This is a genomic window from Vibrio mediterranei (genome assembly GCF_900088415.1).
In the GTDB taxonomy this organism is placed as follows: Bacteria; Pseudomonadota; Gammaproteobacteria; order Enterobacterales; family Vibrionaceae; genus Vibrio; species Vibrio mediterranei.
Window position 1 is genome coordinate 104467 of the sequence record NZ_FLLQ01000007.1, and the last position, 21663, is coordinate 126129.

The 21663-nt window shown below is 43.4% G+C and carries 18 protein-coding genes; 10 read left to right on the top strand and 8 right to left on the bottom strand.

All coding sequences use genetic code 11. From position 1 onward, the window contains the following. Window positions 1-339: 339 nt before the first annotated feature. The 5 genes from pheT to VME0621_RS19220 all read right to left on the bottom strand — a co-directional run bounded on the left by pheT (window position 340) and on the right by VME0621_RS19220 (window position 5632). Window positions 340-2727, bottom strand: coding sequence for a phenylalanine--tRNA ligase subunit beta (pheT, locus tag VME0621_RS19200; RefSeq protein WP_062459621.1), 2388 nt, complete (start codon window positions 2725-2727; stop codon window positions 340-342). 18 nt (window positions 2728-2745) lie between these two features. Beyond that, window positions 2746-3729 carry a phenylalanine--tRNA ligase subunit alpha gene (pheS, locus tag VME0621_RS19205; protein ID WP_006070684.1) on the bottom strand — a complete coding sequence of 328 codons (984 nt, stop codon included), beginning with the start codon at window positions 3727-3729 and terminating at the stop codon, window positions 2746-2748. A 192-nt stretch (window positions 3730-3921) separates the two neighbouring features. Continuing rightward, on the bottom strand, window positions 3922-4617 hold the full coding sequence (locus VME0621_RS19210) for a class I SAM-dependent DNA methyltransferase (RefSeq protein WP_062459618.1): 696 nt from the start codon (window positions 4615-4617) through the stop codon (window positions 3922-3924). A gap of 66 nt (window positions 4618-4683) precedes the next feature. Further along, window positions 4684-5163 (bottom strand): GNAT family N-acetyltransferase, encoded by a 480-nt coding sequence (locus tag VME0621_RS19215; RefSeq protein WP_081836378.1) that lies wholly within the window; start codon window positions 5161-5163, stop codon window positions 4684-4686. Further along, window positions 5156-5632, bottom strand: coding sequence for a GNAT family N-acetyltransferase (locus VME0621_RS19220; RefSeq protein WP_062459615.1), 477 nt, complete (start codon window positions 5630-5632; stop codon window positions 5156-5158). The genes VME0621_RS19215 and VME0621_RS19220 overlap by 8 nt, the downstream gene beginning before the upstream one ends. Window positions 5633-5796: 164 nt before the next feature. On the opposite strand from VME0621_RS19220, the gene VME0621_RS19225 reads away from it, so the two are divergent. From VME0621_RS19225 to VME0621_RS19260, 9 genes are all read left to right on the top strand, one after another. Then, window positions 5797-6435, top strand: coding sequence for an NAD(P)H-dependent oxidoreductase (locus VME0621_RS19225; RefSeq protein ID WP_006070688.1), 639 nt, complete (start codon window positions 5797-5799; stop codon window positions 6433-6435). Next, entirely contained in the window at window positions 6432-8348 is a 1917-nt protein-coding gene (locus VME0621_RS19230) for a monovalent cation:proton antiporter-2 (CPA2) family protein (RefSeq protein ID WP_062459612.1), read from the top strand. Before VME0621_RS19225 ends, VME0621_RS19230 begins: the two co-directional genes overlap by 4 nt. Window positions 8349-8541: 193 nt before the next feature. Then, on the top strand, window positions 8542-9822 hold the full coding sequence (locus VME0621_RS19235; protein WP_062459820.1) for an MATE family efflux transporter: 1281 nt from the start codon (window positions 8542-8544) through the stop codon (window positions 9820-9822). A 95-nt stretch (window positions 9823-9917) separates the two neighbouring features. Continuing rightward, complete coding sequence (gene hpf, locus VME0621_RS19240) at window positions 9918-10274, top strand: ribosome hibernation-promoting factor, HPF/YfiA family (RefSeq protein WP_006070691.1); 357 nt, start codon at window positions 9918-9920, stop codon at window positions 10272-10274. Between the two features lie 263 nt (window positions 10275-10537). Continuing rightward, window positions 10538-10702 (top strand): hypothetical protein, encoded by a 165-nt coding sequence (locus tag VME0621_RS26710; RefSeq protein WP_006070692.1) that lies wholly within the window; start codon window positions 10538-10540, stop codon window positions 10700-10702. 29 nt (window positions 10703-10731) lie between these two features. Beyond that, on the top strand, window positions 10732-12405 hold the full coding sequence (locus VME0621_RS19245) for a mechanosensitive ion channel domain-containing protein (RefSeq protein WP_062459610.1): 1674 nt from the start codon (window positions 10732-10734) through the stop codon (window positions 12403-12405). 192 nt (window positions 12406-12597) lie between these two features. Beyond that, window positions 12598-13806: a multidrug efflux MFS transporter EmrD gene (emrD, locus tag VME0621_RS19250; RefSeq protein ID WP_062459607.1), complete on the top strand. Its 1209-nt coding sequence runs from the start codon at window positions 12598-12600 to the stop codon at window positions 13804-13806. Window positions 13807-14073: 267 nt separating this feature from the next. Next, entirely contained in the window at window positions 14074-16158 is a 2085-nt protein-coding gene (locus tag VME0621_RS19255) for a transporter substrate-binding domain-containing diguanylate cyclase (RefSeq protein WP_156750283.1), read from the top strand. Window positions 16159-16337: 179 nt separating this feature from the next. Further along, a complete protein-coding gene (locus VME0621_RS19260; RefSeq protein WP_062459601.1) occupies window positions 16338-16886 on the top strand; it encodes a DUF3124 domain-containing protein in 549 nt (182 codons plus the stop codon). 51 nt (window positions 16887-16937) lie between these two features. Here the strand turns inward: VME0621_RS19260 and VME0621_RS19265 are convergent, their stop codons facing one another. Further along, on the bottom strand, window positions 16938-18020 hold the full coding sequence (locus tag VME0621_RS19265; RefSeq protein ID WP_062459599.1) for a TRAP transporter substrate-binding protein: 1083 nt from the start codon (window positions 18018-18020) through the stop codon (window positions 16938-16940). Between the two features lie 282 nt (window positions 18021-18302). On the opposite strand from VME0621_RS19265, the gene VME0621_RS19270 reads away from it, so the two are divergent. Next, window positions 18303-18923 carry a LysE family translocator gene (locus VME0621_RS19270; protein ID WP_062459596.1) on the top strand — a complete coding sequence of 207 codons (621 nt, stop codon included), beginning with the start codon at window positions 18303-18305 and terminating at the stop codon, window positions 18921-18923. A 29-nt stretch (window positions 18924-18952) separates the two neighbouring features. On the opposite strand, the gene VME0621_RS19275 is transcribed toward VME0621_RS19270, so the two are convergent. Both VME0621_RS19275 and VME0621_RS26715 read right to left on the bottom strand, forming a co-directional pair. Continuing rightward, window positions 18953-21163: a hypothetical protein gene (locus tag VME0621_RS19275; RefSeq protein ID WP_062459594.1), complete on the bottom strand. Its 2211-nt coding sequence runs from the start codon at window positions 21161-21163 to the stop codon at window positions 18953-18955. Beyond that, entirely contained in the window at window positions 21150-21326 is a 177-nt protein-coding gene (locus VME0621_RS26715) for a hypothetical protein (protein WP_156750284.1), read from the bottom strand. The genes VME0621_RS19275 and VME0621_RS26715 overlap by 14 nt, the downstream gene beginning before the upstream one ends. Between the last annotated feature and the right edge of the window lie 337 nt (window positions 21327-21663).

Genomic DNA, 21663 nt, shown 5'->3' on the forward strand with positions numbered 1-21663 from the left:
TTTTAATAGCACAAAACAAAAGTTTCAACAGCACACAGAGCCCAACCACAGTCATATATTTCAATTATCTTCGATATATCAGATATAAATAAAATAACAACAAATTACAAAATACCTAACGCAGACCACAGTTTTACAGCATTTATCTTATAAAAACAGTAAGTTGCAGATACCAGCCAATATGAAACACGTTTAACCCGCTCGACAGAAAGTTATACAATCTAGTGTATAAAGAGCTATATTTTTAGGTTGCATCAGTTCTATGTGATTAAACAAAAAAAAGCGAGCCAATTAAATTGACTCGCTTTTCGAACACTTAGCTAAGTGAATAACTAATAATTAGTCACGCAGTGAAGCACCAAACTTCTCAGATACGTGAGCAACGATTGTATCTACCGCACCAGCGATATCTGCGTCTTCTAGAGTACGTTCAACTGATTGCAACGTTAGTGCGATGGCAAGACTCTTCTTGCCTTCTTCAACACCTTTACCAACGTATACATCGAACAGTTTAGCGTCTTTCAAGAACTCACCACCCTGTTCTAGACACGCAGCAACGATGTCACCTGAAGCTACAGCTTCATCAACAACAACTGCAATATCACGACGGTTTGAAGGGAACTTAGAAAGCTGTACCGCTTCTGGAATCACTTTAGAGTTAATTGCAGACCATTCAATTTCGAACACGATAGTACGGCCATTAAGACCAAATTTACGCTCAAGCTCTGGGTGAACAGTACCAATTACACCAACTTCTTTGCCATCTACGACGATTGCCGCAGACTGACCTGGGTGAAGCGCTGGGTGTTTCGCTGCAGCAAATGAGTATGCTTTCTCGTTTGCTGACAGTTCTAGGATCGCTTCTAGGTCGCCTTTAAGGTCAAAGAAGTCAACTGTGTTAGTTTCAATGTCCCAATGCTCTTCGCTGCGTGTGCCAGCAATAACACCAGCAAGCATTGGCTCTTGGCGCATACCGTTTTCTGCAGTTTCACAAGGGATGAAACGTAAACCGTACTCAAATAGGCGAACACGTGGCTGCTGACGCTTCTGGTTGTGAACAACCGTGTTAAGTAGGCCCTGAATCAACCCAAGACGCATTGCTGACATTTCCGCAGAAATTGGGAATGGCAAGACGAGTGGCTCGACGTCAGGAACGATTAGCTTTTGCTGCTCTGGTTCAACGAAGCTATAAGTGATGGCTTCTTGATAACCGCGGTCAACAAGCAGGTTACGAACACGCTTGAGAGGCAGATCCGCTTCAACATGGTTGTGCATCTTAAGTGCTGCTGCTGGGTGCTGGTTTGGAATATTGTCGTAACCGTAGATACGACCAACTTCTTCAATCAGGTCCTGCTCGATAGCGATATCGAAACGCCATGTTGGTGCTGTTGCCGTCCAACCAGACTCTGATGCTTCAACAGTCAAGCCTAAGCGCTCAAGGATTTCAACAACGTCCGCATCTTCAATGTGATGGCCAAGTAGCGCATCTAGCTTAGTGCGACGCAGTGCTACTGTGTTTGCTTTTGGCAGGTCAGCTTCTGACTCTACACCAACAACTGGTGCTACTTCACCGCCACAGATTTCAACAAGAAGTTCTGTTGCACGCTCCATTGCACCTGTCTGAAGTGCGAAATCCACACCACGTTCAAAACGCATTGAAGAATCGGTGTGAAGACCGTAGCTACGAGCACGACCACGGATGTGGTCAGGTGCGAAGAATGCACATTCTAGTAGAACGTCTTTAGTTTCAGAGGTAACACCAGACTCTTCACCACCAAAGATACCAGCAATTGCCAGTGCTTTATTGTGATCAGCAACAACTAGAGTATCTGCGTTAAGCTCTGCTTCAGTACCGTCTAAAAGTGTTAGCTTCTCGCCTTGTTCCGCCATACGTACCACGATGCCACCTTCGATCTTCGCTAGATCGAATGCATGCATTGGTTGGCCTTGCTCTAGTAGAACGTAGTTAGTGATGTCAACGACTGGATCGATTGAACGAATACCACAACGGCGCAGTTTTTCTTGCATCCACAGTGGCGTTTCAGCTTGAACGTTCACGTTCTTAACGATACGACCTAGGTAGCGAGGACACGCTGCTGGCGCTTTCACTTCGATAGAAGCAACATCTGCAATAGACGCTTCAACCGCGTTTACTGCTGGCTCTGTCACGTCAGCACGATTTAGAACACCTACTTCACGAGCTAAACCACGAATGCTGAAGCAGTCTGCACGGTTAGCTGTTAGGTCTACGTCTACCGTTACGTCATCAAGACCTAGGAAGTCGCGGAAATCAGTACCGATAACAGCGTCTTCTGCAAGTTCCATGATACCGTCAGACTCAACGTCGATACCCAACTCAGTGAATGAGCAAAGCATGCCGTGTGAAGGCTGACCACGTAATTTCGCTTTCTTGATTTTAAAATCGCCTGGAAGGACAGCACCAACGGTTGCTACTGCTACTTTAAGACCTTCACGACAGTTAGGAGCGCCACAAACGATGTCTAGCAGTTCTTCTGCGCCAACATCAACTTTTGTTACACGTAGTTTATCTGCGTCTGGGTGTTGACCACACTCAACCACTTTACCTACTTTAACGCCAGTGAAAGAGCCAGCTACTGGTAGTACGTCGTCTACCTCAAGACCAGCCATTGTAATTTGGTGCGTAAGCTCGTCAGTCGTAACCGAAGGACTTACCCACTCACGAAGCCATGATTCGCTGAATTTCATTGTGATGAACCCTCTGGATTACTTGAACTGTTTTAGGAAACGAAGGTCGTTCTCGAAGAACGCACGCAGGTCATTTACGCCGTAACGTAACATTGTCAGACGCTCTACGCCCATACCAAACGCGAAGCCAGAGTATTTCTCAGGGTCAATGCCAACAGCACGAAGTACGTTCGGGTGAACCATGCCGCAGCCAAGAACTTCAAGCCACTTGCCGTTCTTGCCTTTTACGTCTACTTCAGCAGAAGGCTCGGTGAATGGGAAATAAGATGGACGGAAACGAACTTCAACTTCCTCTTCGAAGAAGTTGCATAGGAAGTCATGCAGAATGCCCTTTAGCTGAGCGAAGTTTACATTCTCGTCAACTAGCATCCCTTCCACTTGGTGGAACATTGGTGTATGAGTTTGGTCATAGTCGTTACGATAAACACGACCAGGTGCGATGAAGCGGAATGGTGGTTTACCATTTTCCATCGTACGAATTTGAACGCCTGACGTGTGAGTACGTAGCATCAAATCTGGGTTGAAGAAGAAAGTATCGTGGTCAGTACGAGCTGGGTGGTCTTCTGCGATGTTTAGTGCATCGAAGTTGTGGAATGCATCTTCGATTTCTGGACCAGACTCAGTGTTAAAGCCTAGCTCACCAAAGAACTGTTCAATACGCTCAACAGTACGAGTAACTGGGTGTAGACCACCGTTCTCGATACGACGACCTGGTAGTGTAACGTCGATTGTCTCTGCTGCAAGTTTTGCTTCAAGTTCAGCACGTTGTAGTGCATCTTTACGAGCAGCGATCGTTTGTTGAACTACGCCTTTTGCTTTGTTGATCTCTTGACCAGCACTGCGGCGTTCTTCTGGTGGTAGTTTACCTAGGCTTTGAAGTTGAGCAGTTAGCTCACCTTTCTTACCTAGATACTGAACACGCACTTCGTCAAGTGCGACTAGCGAGTCTGCAGCTTCAATCGCTGCGCTCGCGTTAGCAATGATCTCTTCTAGATGTTGCATCGTTTCCTCGTCTACCGTCCGGTAGTATCCATAAGGGTGTTTTTTGATAGCTGTACATACTAATAAAACCCGCCGCTAATGCCAAATTGATTTGTAATTTGAACGGGTTATTGGGCAAAAAAAACTCGTTTTTTGCCCTTTTAGCAGAAATCACACCGGAAACGATGACCATTTGCCGATATTCGGCAATGGTTAATTCGCGTTTGCGCGAATAAAAATGAAGTTTGGACGACGCGAAAGTTTATCAAATGTCTCAGGTGATACTTCTTTCATCGCGGGATCAGGTTGACCTTCGGAAAACTTGTCGAGAGTAAAACCACTTTCAGCTAAGCTATCAAACAAGTTAGTAAACGAACGTCTAAAGAATGAAACCTCTACGGGTTCGCCAACGGTATTCCAATCTTCGGTGATACGCTCTACTGCAAAATAGTTGTTAAAAGCGTTATCTTCAAAATCAACAAGTGGGTGATGGGTAGAGAAAATGAACTGTCCACCTTGTTTGAGTACACGATGTACCTCTTTAAAAAGAGGTACCAAATCTTCAAGGTAGTGCACCATTAAAGGGCAAACAACAAAATCATAACTATCGTCGGCTTCTTTAGGAAGTCCATCAGATAGATCTTGCGCATAGCATGTTACAGCGTCACCTAGTTTTTGTTTAGTAATTTGAACCATTTGTTCCGAGAGATCGACAGCGGTTACTTTCGCCCCCTGATTAACAAAGTGCTGCGCATAAACACCAGGACCACACCCTAGGTCCAATACCGCTTTGTTGTTTACCTCACCCACCAAAGCTAGTGTTGAAGGACGCTCATAAAGGCCGTTATACGCGTTATTTTCAATCGCATCTGCGTACTTTTCTGCATGTTTTGTATACATTTCACCCATATAAATACCTCCAACTATCAAACCATTAATTCCACATTCGGGTCGCGCAATCTACCGTTACTATAACTACTCGTCAATCTCTTCTGCTCGCCAAACTAGGCGTAACATGTCTTTGTGTTGAATACCGTGTTCGAAGATCGGTTCATCATAATTATCGAGAAAGAAGTCTTTAATCACTCTCTCTACTCGAAAGCCGTGCTTTTGATAAAACGAGAGTTGATAACCAAATGTACCTGTTCCTAATTCGACAATTCTAATACCTCGGCTCGCTAACTTCGCTAATGTTTCATCAAGTAGAACTCCGCCAAATCCTTTGCCATGGTACTCTGGGTAGGTTGCGATATTGAACAGTTCAGCTTTACCATTAACCTTATCCACTTCAATTAACGTTGCCCCAATCAACCTATCTTGCATAAACACAGCAAAAGCATGACATCGGCCTCGATAAACGTTAATTGCGGCTTCCTCTGGGTCAGCCAATAACAAAATATCCAACGGTAACTGTTCTTGAGCAATCTCTTTCACTTCAAACATAGAGTTATTCATCTTTTAATACTCTTTCCATCAGATAGTTATCTAACACGACGCCACGAATGTCAGCTTGGTTTGGTCGCACTACGTTAAAGCCAAAATGAAGGAAAAACGGCTTTGCTGTAATGCTCACATAGGAATACAGCCTACAAATATCAGCTTCTCGCGCTTTATTCATAATGGTCTGCATCAACACACTCCCTACCCCTTGCCTTTGTGCTTGGTGGTGACAATAGAAATGGTCTATTAATCCATCGGCTTGTAAATCACTATAACCCAGTATCTGAGTTTGGTTTGTCACCACAAAAGGCTTACATCGAGCAATATACGCTTCAAAAGCGGATGTCTCTAACTCATCACGAGCCCATACTCTAATCTGCATCTCATTGTAATCATTGCGATTTACAGTGCGAATTGTTTGCCGATATAATTCCAATAACTCATTTGCATCGTCTTGCGTCGCTGCTCTAACCGACAATCGCATATCTAGACTCCTTTATGTGACCGTTAATTCTCGCAATTAATAGTAGCAAGCTAAAGATGTTTAACGGGGTTCAATGTTAAGGTTACTAGACTGTAACCAATTGAAAAATATCTTTTTGTGTACTAGATATTAAAACTCATAGATGAAGCTATCCGGAAGCCATTATGCCCGAAAAAAATAACAAAGTGCTGGTGCTGTACGCACATCCATCTCAGAGACGTTCAGAGGTCAATGCTCCCATGTTTAGAGATGCCCAATCCATTAAAGGAGTCACCGCGGTCGATCTGTATTATGAGTACCCAACTTACAACATTAATATCGATAGAGAGCAACAACGATTAATTGATCACGATATTGTTATTTTTCAATTCCCTCTCTATTGGTACTCAACGCCTTCTATCCTTAAAGAATGGCAAGACTTGGTATTAGAGTATGGGTTTGCTTATGGGCAAGATGGCACAGCACTGCATGGTAAGACTTTTTTATGTGCAATCTCTGCTGGCGGTAAGGCAGATGCTTATCAAACAGAAGGCTACAACCATTTCACTATTAGAGAACTACTCCAACCATTAGAACAGACTGCTAGTTTGACGGGCATGACCTATTTACCGCCTTTCTGCCTTTTTGGTTCACGTACAGCTCAAGAAGAGCGACGTATACCGGAGCATAGAGAGCGTTGGAAAACGCTTTTAAACCTGCTTGTTACCAGCGAGTTCGATATCGAACGAGCAAAACCTCTCGAAAAACTTAACCATTATTGGCCACAAGAACAGGCTATCGAATCAGATAAGGACGCATCATGACCGGTTACTTTCTCCAGGCTTTCGTTTATCTTATAGCCGCCGTCATCGCAGTACCTATTGCTAAGCGCTTAGGTTTGGGATCTGTACTTGGTTACCTCATTGCTGGGGTGGTTATTGGACCTATTATTGGCCTCGTGGGCGAAGAAACTACTACCATTCAACATTTCGCTGAGTTTGGTGTCGTTATGATGCTGTTCTTAGTTGGCCTAGAACTAGAACCTAAGATGCTTTGGGGCATGCGTCATAAACTTATCGGTCTTGGTGGCATTCAAGTTGGTGGCACAGCAGCAGCGGTTATGGGAATAGCACTGATGCTCGGACAAAGCTGGAGCGTTGCGCTGACTATTGGCCTTATTTTTGCTCTTTCTTCGACTGCAATTGTTCTGCAAACCTTTAATGAAAAAGGACTGTCGAAAACAGAAGGTGGCCAGAGTGCATTTTCAGTCTTGCTATTTCAAGACATTGCCGTAATTCCAATGTTGGCGTTCATTCCCTTACTCGCCTTGCCAGAACTAGTTGAACAAGCGCAAAATGCCGCGGCGCAAGCGGCTGAGCATCATGACGAATTAAGCTTGGTAGCTGGGCTTCCAGGGTGGGCTTATGGATTAGTCATTACTGCGTCAATTGCGGTGGTCGTCGTTGGTGGTCATTATCTTAGTAGACCTTTGTTTAGGTTCGTCGCATCATCTGGATTAAGAGAAATCTTTACAGCTACTGCCCTTATGCTTGTTATTGGTATTGCAGCCTTAATGAGCTTGGTCGGTCTATCTCCTGCCCTTGGTACATTTCTGGCAGGTGTCGTATTGGCAAACAGTGAGTTTAGACATGAGCTGGAGTCAAATATTGATCCTTTTAAAGGGCTTCTCCTAGGCCTGTTCTTTATTACCGTTGGCGCAGGTATTAACTTCGGTATCCTATTTGACGATTTCTTTGTCATTATCGGTTTAACTTTGGGTGTAATGCTCCTAAAAGCAGCAGTACTGTACGTACTCGCGATGATTTTCAAGATCAAAGATAGTGCCCGATGGTTATTTACCTTGAGTCTTGCTCAAGCCGGTGAGTTTGGTTTTGTTCTGTTAAGCTTCTCGGTTCAGAATCATGTATTGCCTACCGATATCGCCCAAACACTATCACTGGTTGTTGCTTTATCTATGTTCTTAACTCCTGGTCTGTTTATTCTGTTTGATAAAGTCATCTTGCCTAAATTTGAGAAAGACAGTAATGATCGTGAGGCCGACACAGTTGCAGAGCGAGGCACTGTCTTGATTGCGGGTATTGGCCGCTTTGGGCAAATCGTCAATCGTCTTTTGGTCGCCAATGATGTGAAGACGGTGGTACTAGACGTACGTGCTGAACAAGTCGATAACATGCGCCAAATTGGCACCAAAGCTTATTTTGGTGACGCGTCCAAGCCAGATATCCTGCATACTGCAGGAATCGAAGATGTGAAACTGCTTGTTATTGCTATTGATAATCAAGAAACCAATGTTGAGCTTGTAAAATACGTTAAACATACGTACCCTCACGTCAAAATTCTTACTCGAGCATTCGACAGAGGGCACGGTTACCAACTAAGGCAAGCCGGCGCAGATTATATAGAGTCTGAAACCTACCATTCAGCTTTAGAGCTTGGTGCTAAAACCATGAAATGTCTTGGCTTTCACCCATTCTTTATTGAACAGCAGAAATCCATCTATAAGACGATTGAAGACAAACAATCCGACCGTCTATATAAAGCTTGGGCAGACGGTGCTGATGGTGAAGAACGCTACGATAACAACTACCGTGACTTATTCATTGAATTGGAAGGCTTCATAAAGGATGCCATGCAAGTCGATCGAAATGACAAACATTCTCGCGAGCGTGGATGGACACCACCTCCAAAAGGTTATGCGGATAAGTTCGAGGAATAAAGCGTAAGTAACATTAATCTTTGCTTTGTTTAGCCCCCTGTAACTAATGGGCTCAAAAGCTATGATGTTAACAGAGACGGGCATTTAGTCCGTCTTTCCTTTTTCGCAAGTACACAATGATAAGTAAATAGGCACAAATAAAGAGAACAACGTGGATAAAGATTCAAAACAGTTAGCCAAACAATTGTTCAACATGACCCTTCCTATGGTGCTGGGAGTGTTGTCCCTTATGAGCTTTCAATTAGTCGATAGTGCCTTTATCGGACAACTAGGCGTATTACCTCTCGCTGCTCAAGGTTTTACACTGCCGATGCAAATGGTCATTATTGGTATCCAAGTAGGCCTTGGTATCGCTACAACGGCAATCATTTCTCGTGCTTTGGGGGCCAATGACGAGTCTTACGCAAAACAATTAGGGGGGTTGATCCTTGTTTTCGGTAGCTTATGCGTTGCGGCAATTGGCGTACTCATTTGGCTAATTCGACACCCAATCCTCGCCTTGTTAAGTGCACCCGAATCTGTCTATCCAGTAATTGACAGCTATTGGCCTTATTGGCTTCTAAGCTCTTGGGTTGGTGCGGTGCTGTACTTCTACTACAGCGTCTGTCGCGCTAATGGTAATACGGTTCTACCAGGAATGATGATGGTCGCCACGAGTATCATTAACTTAATTCTCGATCCACTGTTTATCTTTACCTTTGATTTGGGTATCAATGGCGCGGCAATCGCGACTATCGTCGCCTTTGGTATTGGTATCGCTTTCGTCGCACCGAAAGTGGTCAATAAGAATTGGGCATCGTTTGATTGGAAAGATGTCAATGTAGTAAACAGTTTGAAGTCGATATGGAAAATTATGGCACCCGCGATGGTCAGTCAATTACTTCCCCCGCTTTCCTCGATGTTGGCTACTAAACTACTCGCAACATTTGGTACTGCTGCAGTAGCTGCATGGGCACTGGGCTCTCGTTACGAGTTTTTTGCCATTGTAACCGTATTAGCTTTGACCATGTCTATGCCGCCTATGGTCGGTAAGCTATTGGGGGCTAAAAACCTTACAGATATCAAAAAACTCGTCAACCTTGCCGTAAGTTATATTCTTGCGTTCCAACTCTTAGTCGCCATTATCACTTACTTGTTTGCAGGTCACTTATCAATACTGATGACCAGCGAAGACAATGTACAACAGATCCTCAATTATCATCTTATTTTAGTCCCTTTCAGCCTTGGGCCTTTGGGCATCTGTATGTTAATGGTGTCTATATCCAATGCGCTTGGCAAAGCAAAAACCGCTTTGACCATTTCAGCGCTTCGTTTATTTGCGTTCTTCTTGCCTTGCTTGTGGTTAGGGTCACAGTTTGGAGGAATCGAAGGACTCTTTTGGGGCGCTTTGGTCGGAAATGTCCTTGCGGGTCTAAGCGCTTGGTTCACATACAGTTATTCTTTAACGCAATTAGAAAAGTCCCTTTCTAAATAAGGCTCAATTTCTATTCCATTTGTACTAACTATTTTTGTCAAAATAGCCCTCCTTTGCTACGTTTAAAAGACGTAGTGAAAGGAGAGGTACAATTAATGAAAATAAACGTTCAGACCCACCACGTTTCAATTGGCGAAGAGTCTCGTCAAGAGATTGAAAACAAATTTGACAAAGTATCAGCTCACTTTCCTCAGTTGATCAGCTGTGACATCATTATCAAGAAAGAGCATGGCCAACACGAAGTGGAAATTTTCACCAATTATGAGGGTGTGAGAGTATCAGCTAAAGCCACCCACGATATTATGTACCCAGCCATTTCCGCAGCGTTGAAGAAGCTTGAAGCAGGTTTGCGAAACCGAAAAGGACAACTAAAAACTGACTTGCACGCCAAACCGACGAGCACCAAACCAGAGATCGCGTCAGACATCATTCAAGAAATGAAACTCACTTAGCCTACCCTTTAAATACAACCTAAAAAGCCGGCTCTTAGCCGGCTTTAACTCGAAAGCTTATTGCAGTTCAATAACTTATCCATTCCTATTCATAAATTTTTACACTGACTTTTCTATTCTAAATATCTGCTTTATTGCCAACAATATCGAACCCAGCTCAGCATTTCTCTAAAGTTCGCTCCTTTCTGACCACAATGGCGCAAAATGACAAATTCAATAATGCGTTGTCATTACTATGTGCTTAACGCTTTAGGAGGCACGATATGACATATAGAGAATTTCAACACACTGACACTTACAAACTGATGGTTGGCACAGGGGAGTTAATCTCATCTATTGCTTCCTTTCTTTTTACGCTAATCACAGCGATAGCCAAAGCCGGAGTATGGCTTGCTAAAAAAACCTACTCATGGATCGCTAAGCGATAATCCAACATCAACTCAACCAGAGACAGCGAATGAAAAGCAAATTAACTCTTGTTTTAGCATTGGCAATTGGATGTGCCTCTCCTGTTACGCTAGCCGAAGATAGACATGCCACATCTGTAGGTACTGCAAGCCCACTCTTCGCGCAAATGGATGCACTTCAACAGGACATAAATACATTACAAAAGCAGGCTGAACTTAACCGTTTCGAAGAGAGTATTATCGACAGAAAAAACGACGCGTTGAGACAATCACTTGCGGAACAGTTGCAACATAAAAACCAAGTAGATGAGAACAAGCAGCTTGTTACACAACAAATTCACCTCTTACAAACATTACTCGCGGCAAACGACCAAGACCTTAAACGACTTTCCGACGCATCCAAAATTGCGAGCGACACTGAAAAAGATACCGTTCAGTTTGCAATGCAAAAACGTATTACCGCGATGGATGAGTATTATGCTGATCTGTCCACCACGTTATCTTGGGCCGCTGAATTAGGGGTAGACATTTCAAAAGCGGAAACTCAATTAGAGCAAGACTTACAGAAACGTGCTGACTTTTTATATAACTCTGTTCTTTTCTTAGATAGCCAACTAAGTGACATTAATGACCGACTTGCTTACGTACCAGAAGACGGTAAAGCAGGATTGCAAGAAGATGGGATCCGAATTTCTGGTCAGATTAATTTACTTATTCTTAGCTTAGAGTCCAGTATTACCCTGTTGGAAAACTACGGTGTTGACACTACAGAGTATAAACAGCTGTTATTCACTGTAACGGGGGATATTAGCACGGACGTTCTCGATTTCAGCGTAATTGTCGGGCTCATGAAAGAGTGGTTAGGCGCATTTAAAGATTGGGCGATGGAGCATACTCCGTCACTAATTGTGAAGATATTCGTCTTTGGCGTCATACTCTGGTTGTCACGTTCGTTCGCTAAAATTGTTGGTAAGGCGGTTAGGAAGAGCGTTAGCCATTCAACAATGAAATTCAGTGTTTTGATGCAAGATTTCTTTGTTTCAATGGCACAAAAAGGAGTAACGGCTCTAGGGCTGCTTATAGCCTTATCACAGCTTGGTATAGAGTTAGGACCGCTATTGACTGGTTTTGGAGTGGCGGGTGTAATTATTGGTTTTGCATTACAAGATACCTTGTCTAACTTTGCGTCTGGCATGATGATACTCATCTATCGTCCTTTTGATGTAGGAGATCTGGTCAAGGTTGCCGGCATATCAGGAACAGTGAGCCATATGAGCTTAGTATCAACGACCATACGGACTGTTGATAATCAAAGATTAGTCATTCCGAATAATAAGATTTGGGGCGATACTATCAATAATATTACCGCAGAGAAAACTCGACGTGTTGATATGACCTTTGGTATTGGCTACGGCGACGATATAGATCAAGCGAAACAGGTCTTTTCTGACATCTTGCAGCAGCACCCGAAAGTACTTAAATCTCCAGAGCCGATGATCTATGTACATACACTTAATGAAAGCTCTGTCGATTTTATTGTTCGACCGTGGGTACGAACAGAAGACTATTGGGATGTATATTGGGAAGTGACCGAAGAGGTGAAGAAACAACTGGACCGCAATGGGATCAGTATTCCTTTCCCACAAAGAGACGTTCACGTATATCAACATGACCTCGCTCAAAACACAACACTAGACCTGGTCACTCAAGTCGCAAGCAAATAACCACCAATGCGAACTTCACCCGAAGTTCGCATTAGTTTTAGTTATGGAAAATCAAAATATTTATCGTGACTGTCATCACACTTTTCTATTGATTGATTCTATTTCAAACTCTAATATCTGCGCCCTACCGCCCATAGTGGCGAATTTGAACAACAAAAAGCACGAACCACGCAGAGACGAGACAGAAACGAAATGGCATCTAAATATCCATTAGCAAAGCTGACCTTTTTAATCGCAATTTTGACAGCCGTTGGCCAAATGACGCAGACAATGTATGTACCGTCAATTGGGCAAATGGCGCTAGAGTTCCGCGTTAATCCAGCGATGCTCCAGGCAGTAATGGCGTGCTATTTGATTCCTTATGGTTTGTCTCAGTTCATCTACGGCCCACTGTCTGATCGATTAGGTCGCAAGCCAATTATTATCGTTGGCCTTGTTATCTATCTAATCGGAGCGCTTATAAGCTTGTTCGCACATTCTTTTGAACTCTTTCTACTGGGCAGCTTCATTCAAGGTGCGGGAATTGGTAGCGGCGGCGCAATGTCACGAACTCTTTCTCGAGACTGCTTTTCAGGCGAAGAACTACACAGAGCCAACAGCATCATTAGCATGTGCGTAATTTTTTCGCCATTGCTCGCGCCCGTGCTTGGTGGTGTGTTAACTGAAACTATGGGTTGGCGCTCTAGCTACCTTTTTTTGACTCTGTTTGCCGTAGCAGTTGTCATAGTTATGGCTTCTAAATTGGTCGAAACTCTTCCAGTTGAGAGACGTAGCCAAAGTTCGGCGATGGATAACTACCGATTTGTGCTTTCTGACAAGCGTTTTCAGGGCTATGTCATTTGCTTAGTTGCTACCTTTGCAGGCGTTGCCGTGTTTGAAGCCGCTGCTGGTGTGTTGTTTGGTGGTGTTTTAAAGCTTTCGGCACTGATGGTAAGCATCCTGTTTGTATTACCAATTCCAGGTTATTTACTTGGTGCTGGGTTCTCTTCCATTATCGCAAAACGGCATGGTAACAACGCAGCATTTAAGTTTGGTTTGGTTTCGATACTTGTAGGCTCAGCGGTCGTCCTTGTGCCTGGGTTACAAGGCTCGACCGACGCTTGGACACTTACTATCGGCTCTACGGTTTACTTTCTTGGCGCAGGTGTTTTGTTCCCTGCAGCGACTACAGGTGCCTTAACCCCTTTCCCAAACCACGCGGGAACAGGTGGTGCTGTGTTAGGAGGTATGCAAAATCTCGGTGCCGGTTTAGCAACCTTAGGCGCATCTGTTATACCTGCTACTAGCCAGCTACCACTGGGCGTAATCATGTTGATCATGGCGTTGTTAGCTATGTGGGGTTTGCATATCGCCAAGCGCGACAATGGTCCAGATAACGCCGACGATGCGGTAATGGTTTAAATTAGAAAAGAAACAAAGGCTACCTCAGTCTTAGGTAGCCTTTTTAAGATCCTTCGTCCGTCGCTTTGCCCCTCATAAGAACACTTACTCAAACTTCAACTTTCTTATAATCATGCGCTATTCATTCAAGGAGCAACACGCCCTTCTCAGTTTTCGAAAATAAACCAGCTTTTATTTTTAATTCAGCCAGTTAACGTTGTATTCTTCATATCTATTATTAAACTATGTCTGTACCTCTGATTCACCCCAAGGAAGGAGTTATTGGAGTTGAAACTTAAATGTGTGCTCACTTTTAAAACCATGCTCACTCGCATGGTTGTTTTGATCGTTTTACTAGGAACCACGCACACAACTCTAGCTCAGTCGGATACCTATATTGTCGCGGCTCATGAACGAGACTTTATCGCTCGTTTTATTTTTTCTACTATTGAAAAACAATCCAATATCTCTTTTCAGTACGCAGACTATCCTATATTTGGTGAGCGATTAGATGCAGTTGAAGACGGTAAAATAGACTTTGTCGCTAATATAACCTATACCAAGAGTCGAGCTTCACGATTCATCTTCTCTGAGCCCATCAACATTGAACCAACCTATTTATTTAACAGAGGTGGCGAGTCGTTTGATGAAATGCATGTCATTGGAACAACAATGGGAACGGCGTTTAACGACATAATTCAGAGATACTATCCCGACAAACGTGTATTGGGGTTCAATGACAATGGCGTTGCATTTGAGAGCTTATTGGCAGGTAATATAGATGGCTATATTGGCACTTTCCTACAATTAGAGAGCTTTTTATCTGCGGGGTTTAAAGCAACATCGATCAATGACCAAGTCTCCATTCCACCTGTATCGATTATTACCAACAAGCAAGAAAATAAACCACTATTAGCGGCTTTTAGTGACATTATTGCAAAAGACTCTGTTCAAAAAGAAATCCGTCGTTACATCGACAGTTACATTACCGAAATTGCTATTAAACAACTGAGACACAAAGTTAAATCCAGTGGCTTAGACCTCGACTCTGTTATTGAGATTTATCTTAACCCTCGCCCACCGTATGTGTTTTCAGGAGCGAATGGACAACCAGAGGGCATTTCTGTTGAGTTTGCAAAGCAAATTTGCAAACTCAACCAACTAAAATGCCGAATGGTCTACGACCCTACTGAATCGTGGTCAGTATCTTTGCAAAAGCTCACCTTGGGTGAACGTGACGTGACGACCCCTATTGCTGACATAAAACACCGTCAGCGTATACTTAACTTCAGCCGTCCCTACGCGTCTATTCATGGTGCCATCGCCAAGCGCATAGGTTATAAAGAGGAAGTCTACCGACATATTTCCGAACTGTTCGCGGAAAAAGTCGGCGTAGTGGAAAACGATGTGTTTGCCTCCATCACTCGCCGTTCATTGCCCAATAAAACTCTGGTTTACTACGGTGATACTAAAAAGCTCATTAACGGACTTACTACCGGGGAAGTCGATTACGCTATTACCAGTCAAGTCACGTTAGACACACTATTATACGAACACAATATAACCAACGTGACTCAAGACCGTTACTTTCGTCCTTTTTATCAATCTGAGTTGAGTTTTGGGTTTCCTAAAACTGAACGTGGCGAGTTTCTCGCTCAGTTGTTTAATAGAACCTTAGACTTTATCGACGCCAACTCAATCAACCGCCGTTATCAGCCACCAGCAAACTGGCGTGAACTGAATGAAAAAGAGAGTGACAAACGTCGATTAAATATCATCAATACACTGTTAGCGCTGCTAGTGCTAGTGACCTTTTTCTTCGGTTACATCACCAATCATCGTGCCAATCATGATGCACTGACTAAACTTAAAAATCGTCATGCTTTAAACCGTATCCGTAAACAGGCTCTAGAAAAAGGCCACGGACTCATTTACATCGACCTTAATCGCTTTAAACACATTAACGACACTTATGGTCATACGGTCGGTGACCAAGTATTACGTTGCTACGCCAAACGTTTGAAAGAAACCATTGATGGTCAAATTTACCGGTTCGGTGGTGACGAGTTCGTTGCTATCACAGAATTCGACCCTAATGAACTCAGAACAATATTAGACCAACTAGAAAGCTATCCGTTTATAGTGCGCGGCTCCGGGGTTGTATTAACGCTGTATGCCTCTGTTGGAGTCTTCTTACCAGACACTAGTGAGTTGAGTATCAAGCAGTTACTTATCTATACAGACTTCGCTATGTATGAAGCCAAGCGCAATGACAAGGTTCGTAGTGTCATTATTGATGAAACCAAACTCAGAGATCTTGCTATCGTTCATGACCCCAAAAAACGCTCACATCGTGATGTTCCCAAAGGATAAGTAAAACTTCTTAACTTTTATTCCAACATGCTTCTTAGAAAAGGCTCAAACACCTCAAAAAACACAATTGCTAACAGAAAACTTAACTCATAACCCTCTGATTTGAAGCAATTTATGACACCTATCTCGAGATTACGAATATAATAGTTTTAGTGAACTAAACAATAACAGGAGACTTTATGACTGCAAAACAAAATGCTAGCCAATTCGTGTCCATTATCTCCACCATACTTGTCATCGGACTCGCTATCTATCTTGGTACACTAGTGAAATCTGTTGATACGATAGAAGAGAAGCTTAGCCACCAGGCACAACAAATAGAAAGAACTTCTCTAAAAGTAACCAATGGCAGTCTTGGTGATACCGCGCGTTCCTATGTTCCTGTCTATTCACATATTTATACCGATGGTGGTAAAGCCGTATTGCTGGAAAGCACCTTAGTCGTGCGTAACACTGACCCTAACTCAAGTATTAATATCCATAGCATCAATTACTATGACACCAACGGCCAACTTATTCGTCAGTTTGTCTCAGAAGGCTACAAACTTGAGGCAATGTCCAGTTCTGAATACTTGGTTGAGAAGCGTGAAGTCAGTGGAGGTGCTGGGGCCAATTTCTTAATCGAATGGTCAAATCCAAACCAAGCGTCAGCCCCTATTTTTGAAGCGGTCATGATTGGCTCTGGCCATGGAAAGGATATTTCATTCACTAGTCGAGCACCGCTATAAAAAAACACCCCGCATAATGCGGGGTGTTTTCTTTCAATCTAACCACTGTAGTTAGTTGGCCTGTTCGTTTAGGTAAGCTTGAAGTGAGATGTTCGTCCATTCACGCATCTTCACTAGATAATTAGCTTGTGAATCAAGAATCTCTTTCGCCAGCTTATCGTTAGCCGCCTGCTGCTGAAGCAGTTCTTCATTTGCTGCTTTTAGAGCATTGATCACTTCTGGTGGGAAAGAACGGACTTTAATATTCGGATACTCTGAACTCATCTTAGACCAACTGTTCGCATTCTCATGCAAAGCTTGGGTGTACATATCAAACGCGGCAACGCGGAATGAGGTTTCTAAGATGATTTGTAGATCAGCTGGCAGAGACTCCCACACTTTCTTGTTGACTAAGAATTGTGTTTCAGAGCCTGGTTCATGCCATGCTGTGTAGTAATAAGGTGCGATTTTTTGAAAACCCATTCGTAGATCAAAGGCAGGTCCTACCCATTCTAATGCGTCAATTGTTCCTCGCTCTAATGAGGTATACAGTTCGCCCGGCGCGATGTTGGTTGGTTTCGCGCCAACTTTCGCTAACACCTCACCAGCAAAGCCAGGGATACGCATCTTCAAACCTTGCAGATCCTCAACGGTGTTGATCTCTTTTTTAAACCAACCACCCATTTGTATGTCTGAGTTTCCGCCAGGGAACGACAACAAATTATGAGGTGAATAGACTTGCTGCATGAGCTCTAGACCCCCACCATGATAGAACCACGAATACTGCTCCATCGTTGTCATACCAAATGGCATCGATGAGAAATACAGCGTATTAGGTACCTTACCTTTCCAGTAGTATGAACTTGAGTGACCAAGGTCATATTGACCCGACTTAACCATATCAAACACACCTAAAGGTGCTTTGTGTTTGTTGGCTGAGTCGATTCGAATGATCAAGCGTCCATTCGACATTTCTTTGGCTAACTTCGCCATATTCTTACTCGCATCACCCAGAATTGGCGTATTAGGCCCCCAGGTTTCTGCCAGTTTTAAGCGGTAAACTTTATCGTCAGCTTGCACTTGAAAGGTTGCCACAGCAGTGAGAGATGCAATGACGATAGTACTCAGTCGACGAATGGTTTTTTTGAATTCCATTTCTTAGATTCCTATGTACGTTATTGGATAGCTCAACAACAATGGATGTAAACATTGTGTATGTCAAAGTGTTATGATTTAGGTAACTTTGGCTTTAGTGGTCAATGCGTCTAATATTTAACCATATATCCATATTTTATCCTTCACGTTACCTAACGACTCTATTTAACTCCAACCTTTCTCTAGCCCAAAATATTCCATTCTGTTTAACAAATTGATAGTTCTGTCACGAAATCTCTGATATTAATAGCTAAATTGTTAAATATTCTAAAAAGCATCACTATGGACTGGGCAACGCTCTCAATATTCATCCCCACTTTTTTCTTTGTTTCCATTACGCCAGGTATGTGCATGACACTGGCTCTTACAATGGGTATGAGTATTGGCTACCGACGTACGCTGTGGATGATGGTCGGTGAGTTGCTCGGTGTTGCCGCCGTCTCTCTTGCCGCTCTCTTAGGTATCGCTGCCGTCATGTTGAAATACCCAGAAGTATTCACTGTCTTTAAAGCCGTAGGCGCGACTTATCTGTTCTACCTTGGTATCCAAATGTGGCGTTCACGCGGCAAACTAGCCATCACTTCTGACGTTGAACAACAAACCGAGCACAAAGATTGGGATCTAGTCGTTCAAGGCTTTGTTACCGCTATTGCCAATCCCAAAGGTTGGGCATTTATGATTTCGCTGCTTCCCCCATTTATCGACCAGTCAAAGCCAATGTTTGGACAAGTATCGATCATGCTCGGAATTATTTTGGTCAGTGAGTTTGTTTGTATGACTATCTACGCGACTGGCGGAAAAGGATTGAAACGAACATTGGGTAATGCAAACAACGTACGGACCATGAACCGGATTGCGGGAACACTCATGTGTGGCGTTGGGGTTTGGTTGTTTATTGGATAAAAATGGGCTCCGATTTGGAGCCCTTTATTTTATTGTGTTACACCTGCAATCACTGAAGGCTCTCCTGTCACCTCAGGCATACTACCGATATCGGCACTACCCGTGACAGAAGTTGGTACCGCTACGGCAGGGTCTTGCAAGGTTAATGCGTTGCACTCAGACGTTGCCAAAGGTTTCATCAACTCTTCAATTTCACGAGCTTTTATAACGTATTGACTGCTTCCTCCCATAACTACGCCATCGCCGATTGAAAAGGCAGCACGATAATGGTCGTCCTCGTCATTTTTGATACTTGGAATGCCCCATAGATCACCATTCCCTCCATAGTTAAGCATAAAGGTTTGGTTTGCATAATCACCAGCATCACCATTTCGGTCATTGTTAGTGGTATGAACATAACTAAACTGAATTGGGCGGTCGAAACTGACAATATCCCCCGATTCATTACGTACTGTAGTCAATCGATTCCACTCATTGACCCCTGTTTCCCACACATAAAATTCTTGCACAACGTTAGGATCGTAGATTTCCCATGGATTAGAAATAGACTGTGACGATAGAACCATTGGCCCTGTTCTCAACCCCCAATGGTGTGGTGTAGATTCAAGGCTTGATGAGGTGATAGACGAGTCGAAGTGAACCGCTTCGCCGCTGGCTACGCTAACGAGCGTCAGTGCATTAACACCATCAATCGAGAACGTAAACTGATACGCGGTGCCATGCTCAGTTTCAAATGGGCTATTCTCTCCCCAATATTGGGTGATATGTTGGTCATCAATGGTACCTATAGGGCAATTATCGTAACAAGTTAGCGTAATGGTACCGTTGTTAGGAAGTGCAGCATCACCGCTTTGTGACCCATCAATAAAGGTTTGGACATAGTAAGTTATACTATCCTCTCCATTAAGATACTTCACCTCTCCGCCGAGCTGCTCAGAATACATATATAGACTGTCGTAATCGCTAAGCGATATTACGATTGGTGTTTCTAGCTGAGTCACACTCGGACCATTATCCGTCCAAGACAGCTTACCAACTTTCACGAATTGTTGATTGCTATAGTTCACGACCCATTGATCGAAAGAGCTGTCTTGATAGACATCATCATCCCAATAGTTAAAGTCGATCCCAGCTAATTCAGTGAGCGCTAACGAGTTCACTGTGTTCTTTATTAGACGACCCGGTGCTGTCACGATAGTCAGAGTTTCCTGCTGTTCGTCGTTATCTTTCACTACGGTGTCACCATTACTGAACTGATGGCCGCTTTCGGTCCAAAGCCCCCAGTAACCTATAAAACCATAGCTATCGTTATTACCATTATCCGTAGAGTCATAACGAATAGGAAAACCGCTATTGAGTTCGACCGCAGCTCCTGTCGTTGCGCCAAATAAGTCGTAACGATGAACGTGTGATGTAAACTCAGTACGACTCAAGCATTGAGTGCCAGTTGCAAAGTCTCCTGACTTGTAAGGCAAATCATCAAAACTACCATTGGTGCTCTGAACTAATACGCGATTTTCATTAAACGCGAGTGCAAACGTCTGACCTCCACTACCATATTGACCGGAGTATTCCATCCCCGTTAACGCAACACCCGTAGTTTTATCTTCTGACATGACCACACTGGCACATTGTTTATAGCTTTCGTTACCACCGTGGCTACCCTGCTCATAAAGTGTGAAACCAATTTGGCCATCAAGATCGGAGATAGTTTGGACTTCACCTCCTCCTGATTGATTGTTTTGGTCAAAATTATCAAAGAAGTCGAAGTTAAAGGTGAAGTCACCAAATGGATTAGCATCAGTAGAGCCATTGCGGATTTCCGCTTTGAACTTAATCGCTTGTTCCCCTTCGTCACTTTGTCCCATATCTGGAAGCCATACACTGACGAGTAGCGGGTCTGAGTCAGACTCTCGAACAACCGTACTTACCGCCTTCATTAATTGTGTTTGATTACTCGCGCCTGATGATTGTCCGCTATCACCGGATTTATCTTCGTCAAAGCACACCGATTCATCAGCTAACACCAAGTAAGGCCCTTGGTTAGCGAACTCGACACTGTTGAACTGCGCCGTAAAACACAGAATGCTGTTCACGAGTTCAATAGGTTCTAATGCTTCGTTCCAGACATGTGTACGCTGCTCTGCGAGCGTATAGTCTGTACCCGCGTCGTTGTATGCGGCTTGAATAGTGACAGGAGCTAGCGCCAAGGCAAGTGGAATTAGTTTAGTCGTTTTCATTGGTCACTACCTCCAATTGTTCAGGCAGCGAAAGCTGAGATGTCGGAATGGTTTGAGTCTGTGTCTGATTACCTGAGCTGGAGTCTCCCCCACTTCCATTACAACCGAAGAGTAGTCCTAGGACAAAGGTAGCGATTACTGCTTGGATATGAAGTCGTTTCATATCTCCTCCTTGTAATTCAACTTACGAACGTAATTCGCGCCAACTAACCTTATTTATAATGTGGTTATAAATACCCTAGGATAATGAAAACATAAGTTTATAGAACAAAATCCCATATACATATGGCATTTGCTTATAAACCATACAATTTACATGGTTTATGTAGGTAAATTACAATATATGTAAAAACAGCACTATTGTATGACAAATATATCTATGCTAATCTGCGTTCACCCTTGAGGCAAAACGATTGCTATGCTTTTCCCCTATAAATAGCTTCTTCTACTATTAACTTGTTGATTAGTTAATCACCCCACCTACCACTTTAGAGTAGTTT

Bases quoted from the DNA above. Each gene is read 5' to 3' on its own strand.
- VME0621_RS19265 (WP_062459599.1), bottom strand. From the start codon at position 18,020: ATGGAATTCAAAAAAACCATTCGTCGACTGAGTACTATCGTCATTGCA.
- VME0621_RS19215 (WP_081836378.1), bottom strand. From the start codon at position 5,163: ATGAATAACTCTATGTTTGAAGTGAAAGAGATTGCTCAAGAACAGTTA.
- pheT (WP_062459621.1), bottom strand. From the start codon at position 2,727: ATGAAATTCAGCGAATCATGGCTTCGTGAGTGGGTAAGTCCTTCGGTT.
- VME0621_RS19260 (WP_062459601.1), top strand. From the start codon at position 16,338: ATGACTGCAAAACAAAATGCTAGCCAATTCGTGTCCATTATCTCCACC.
- VME0621_RS19270 (WP_062459596.1), top strand. From the start codon at position 18,303: ATGGACTGGGCAACGCTCTCAATATTCATCCCCACTTTTTTCTTTGTT.
- VME0621_RS26715 (WP_156750284.1), bottom strand. From the start codon at position 21,326: ATGAAACGACTTCATATCCAAGCAGTAATCGCTACCTTTGTCCTAGGA.
- VME0621_RS19245 (WP_062459610.1), top strand. From the start codon at position 10,732: ATGAAAAGCAAATTAACTCTTGTTTTAGCATTGGCAATTGGATGTGCC.
- emrD (WP_062459607.1), top strand. From the start codon at position 12,598: ATGGCATCTAAATATCCATTAGCAAAGCTGACCTTTTTAATCGCAATT.
- hpf (WP_006070691.1), top strand. From the start codon at position 9,918: ATGAAAATAAACGTTCAGACCCACCACGTTTCAATTGGCGAAGAGTCT.
- VME0621_RS19220 (WP_062459615.1), bottom strand. From the start codon at position 5,632: ATGCGATTGTCGGTTAGAGCAGCGACGCAAGACGATGCAAATGAGTTA.
- VME0621_RS19225 (WP_006070688.1), top strand. From the start codon at position 5,797: ATGCCCGAAAAAAATAACAAAGTGCTGGTGCTGTACGCACATCCATCT.
- VME0621_RS19275 (WP_062459594.1), bottom strand. From the start codon at position 21,163: ATGAAAACGACTAAACTAATTCCACTTGCCTTGGCGCTAGCTCCTGTC.
- VME0621_RS19235 (WP_062459820.1), top strand. From the start codon at position 8,542: ATGACCCTTCCTATGGTGCTGGGAGTGTTGTCCCTTATGAGCTTTCAA.
- pheS (WP_006070684.1), bottom strand. From the start codon at position 3,729: ATGCAACATCTAGAAGAGATCATTGCTAACGCGAGCGCAGCGATTGAA.
- VME0621_RS19230 (WP_062459612.1), top strand. From the start codon at position 6,432: ATGACCGGTTACTTTCTCCAGGCTTTCGTTTATCTTATAGCCGCCGTC.
- VME0621_RS19210 (WP_062459618.1), bottom strand. From the start codon at position 4,617: ATGGGTGAAATGTATACAAAACATGCAGAAAAGTACGCAGATGCGATT.
- VME0621_RS26710 (WP_006070692.1), top strand. From the start codon at position 10,538: ATGACATATAGAGAATTTCAACACACTGACACTTACAAACTGATGGTT.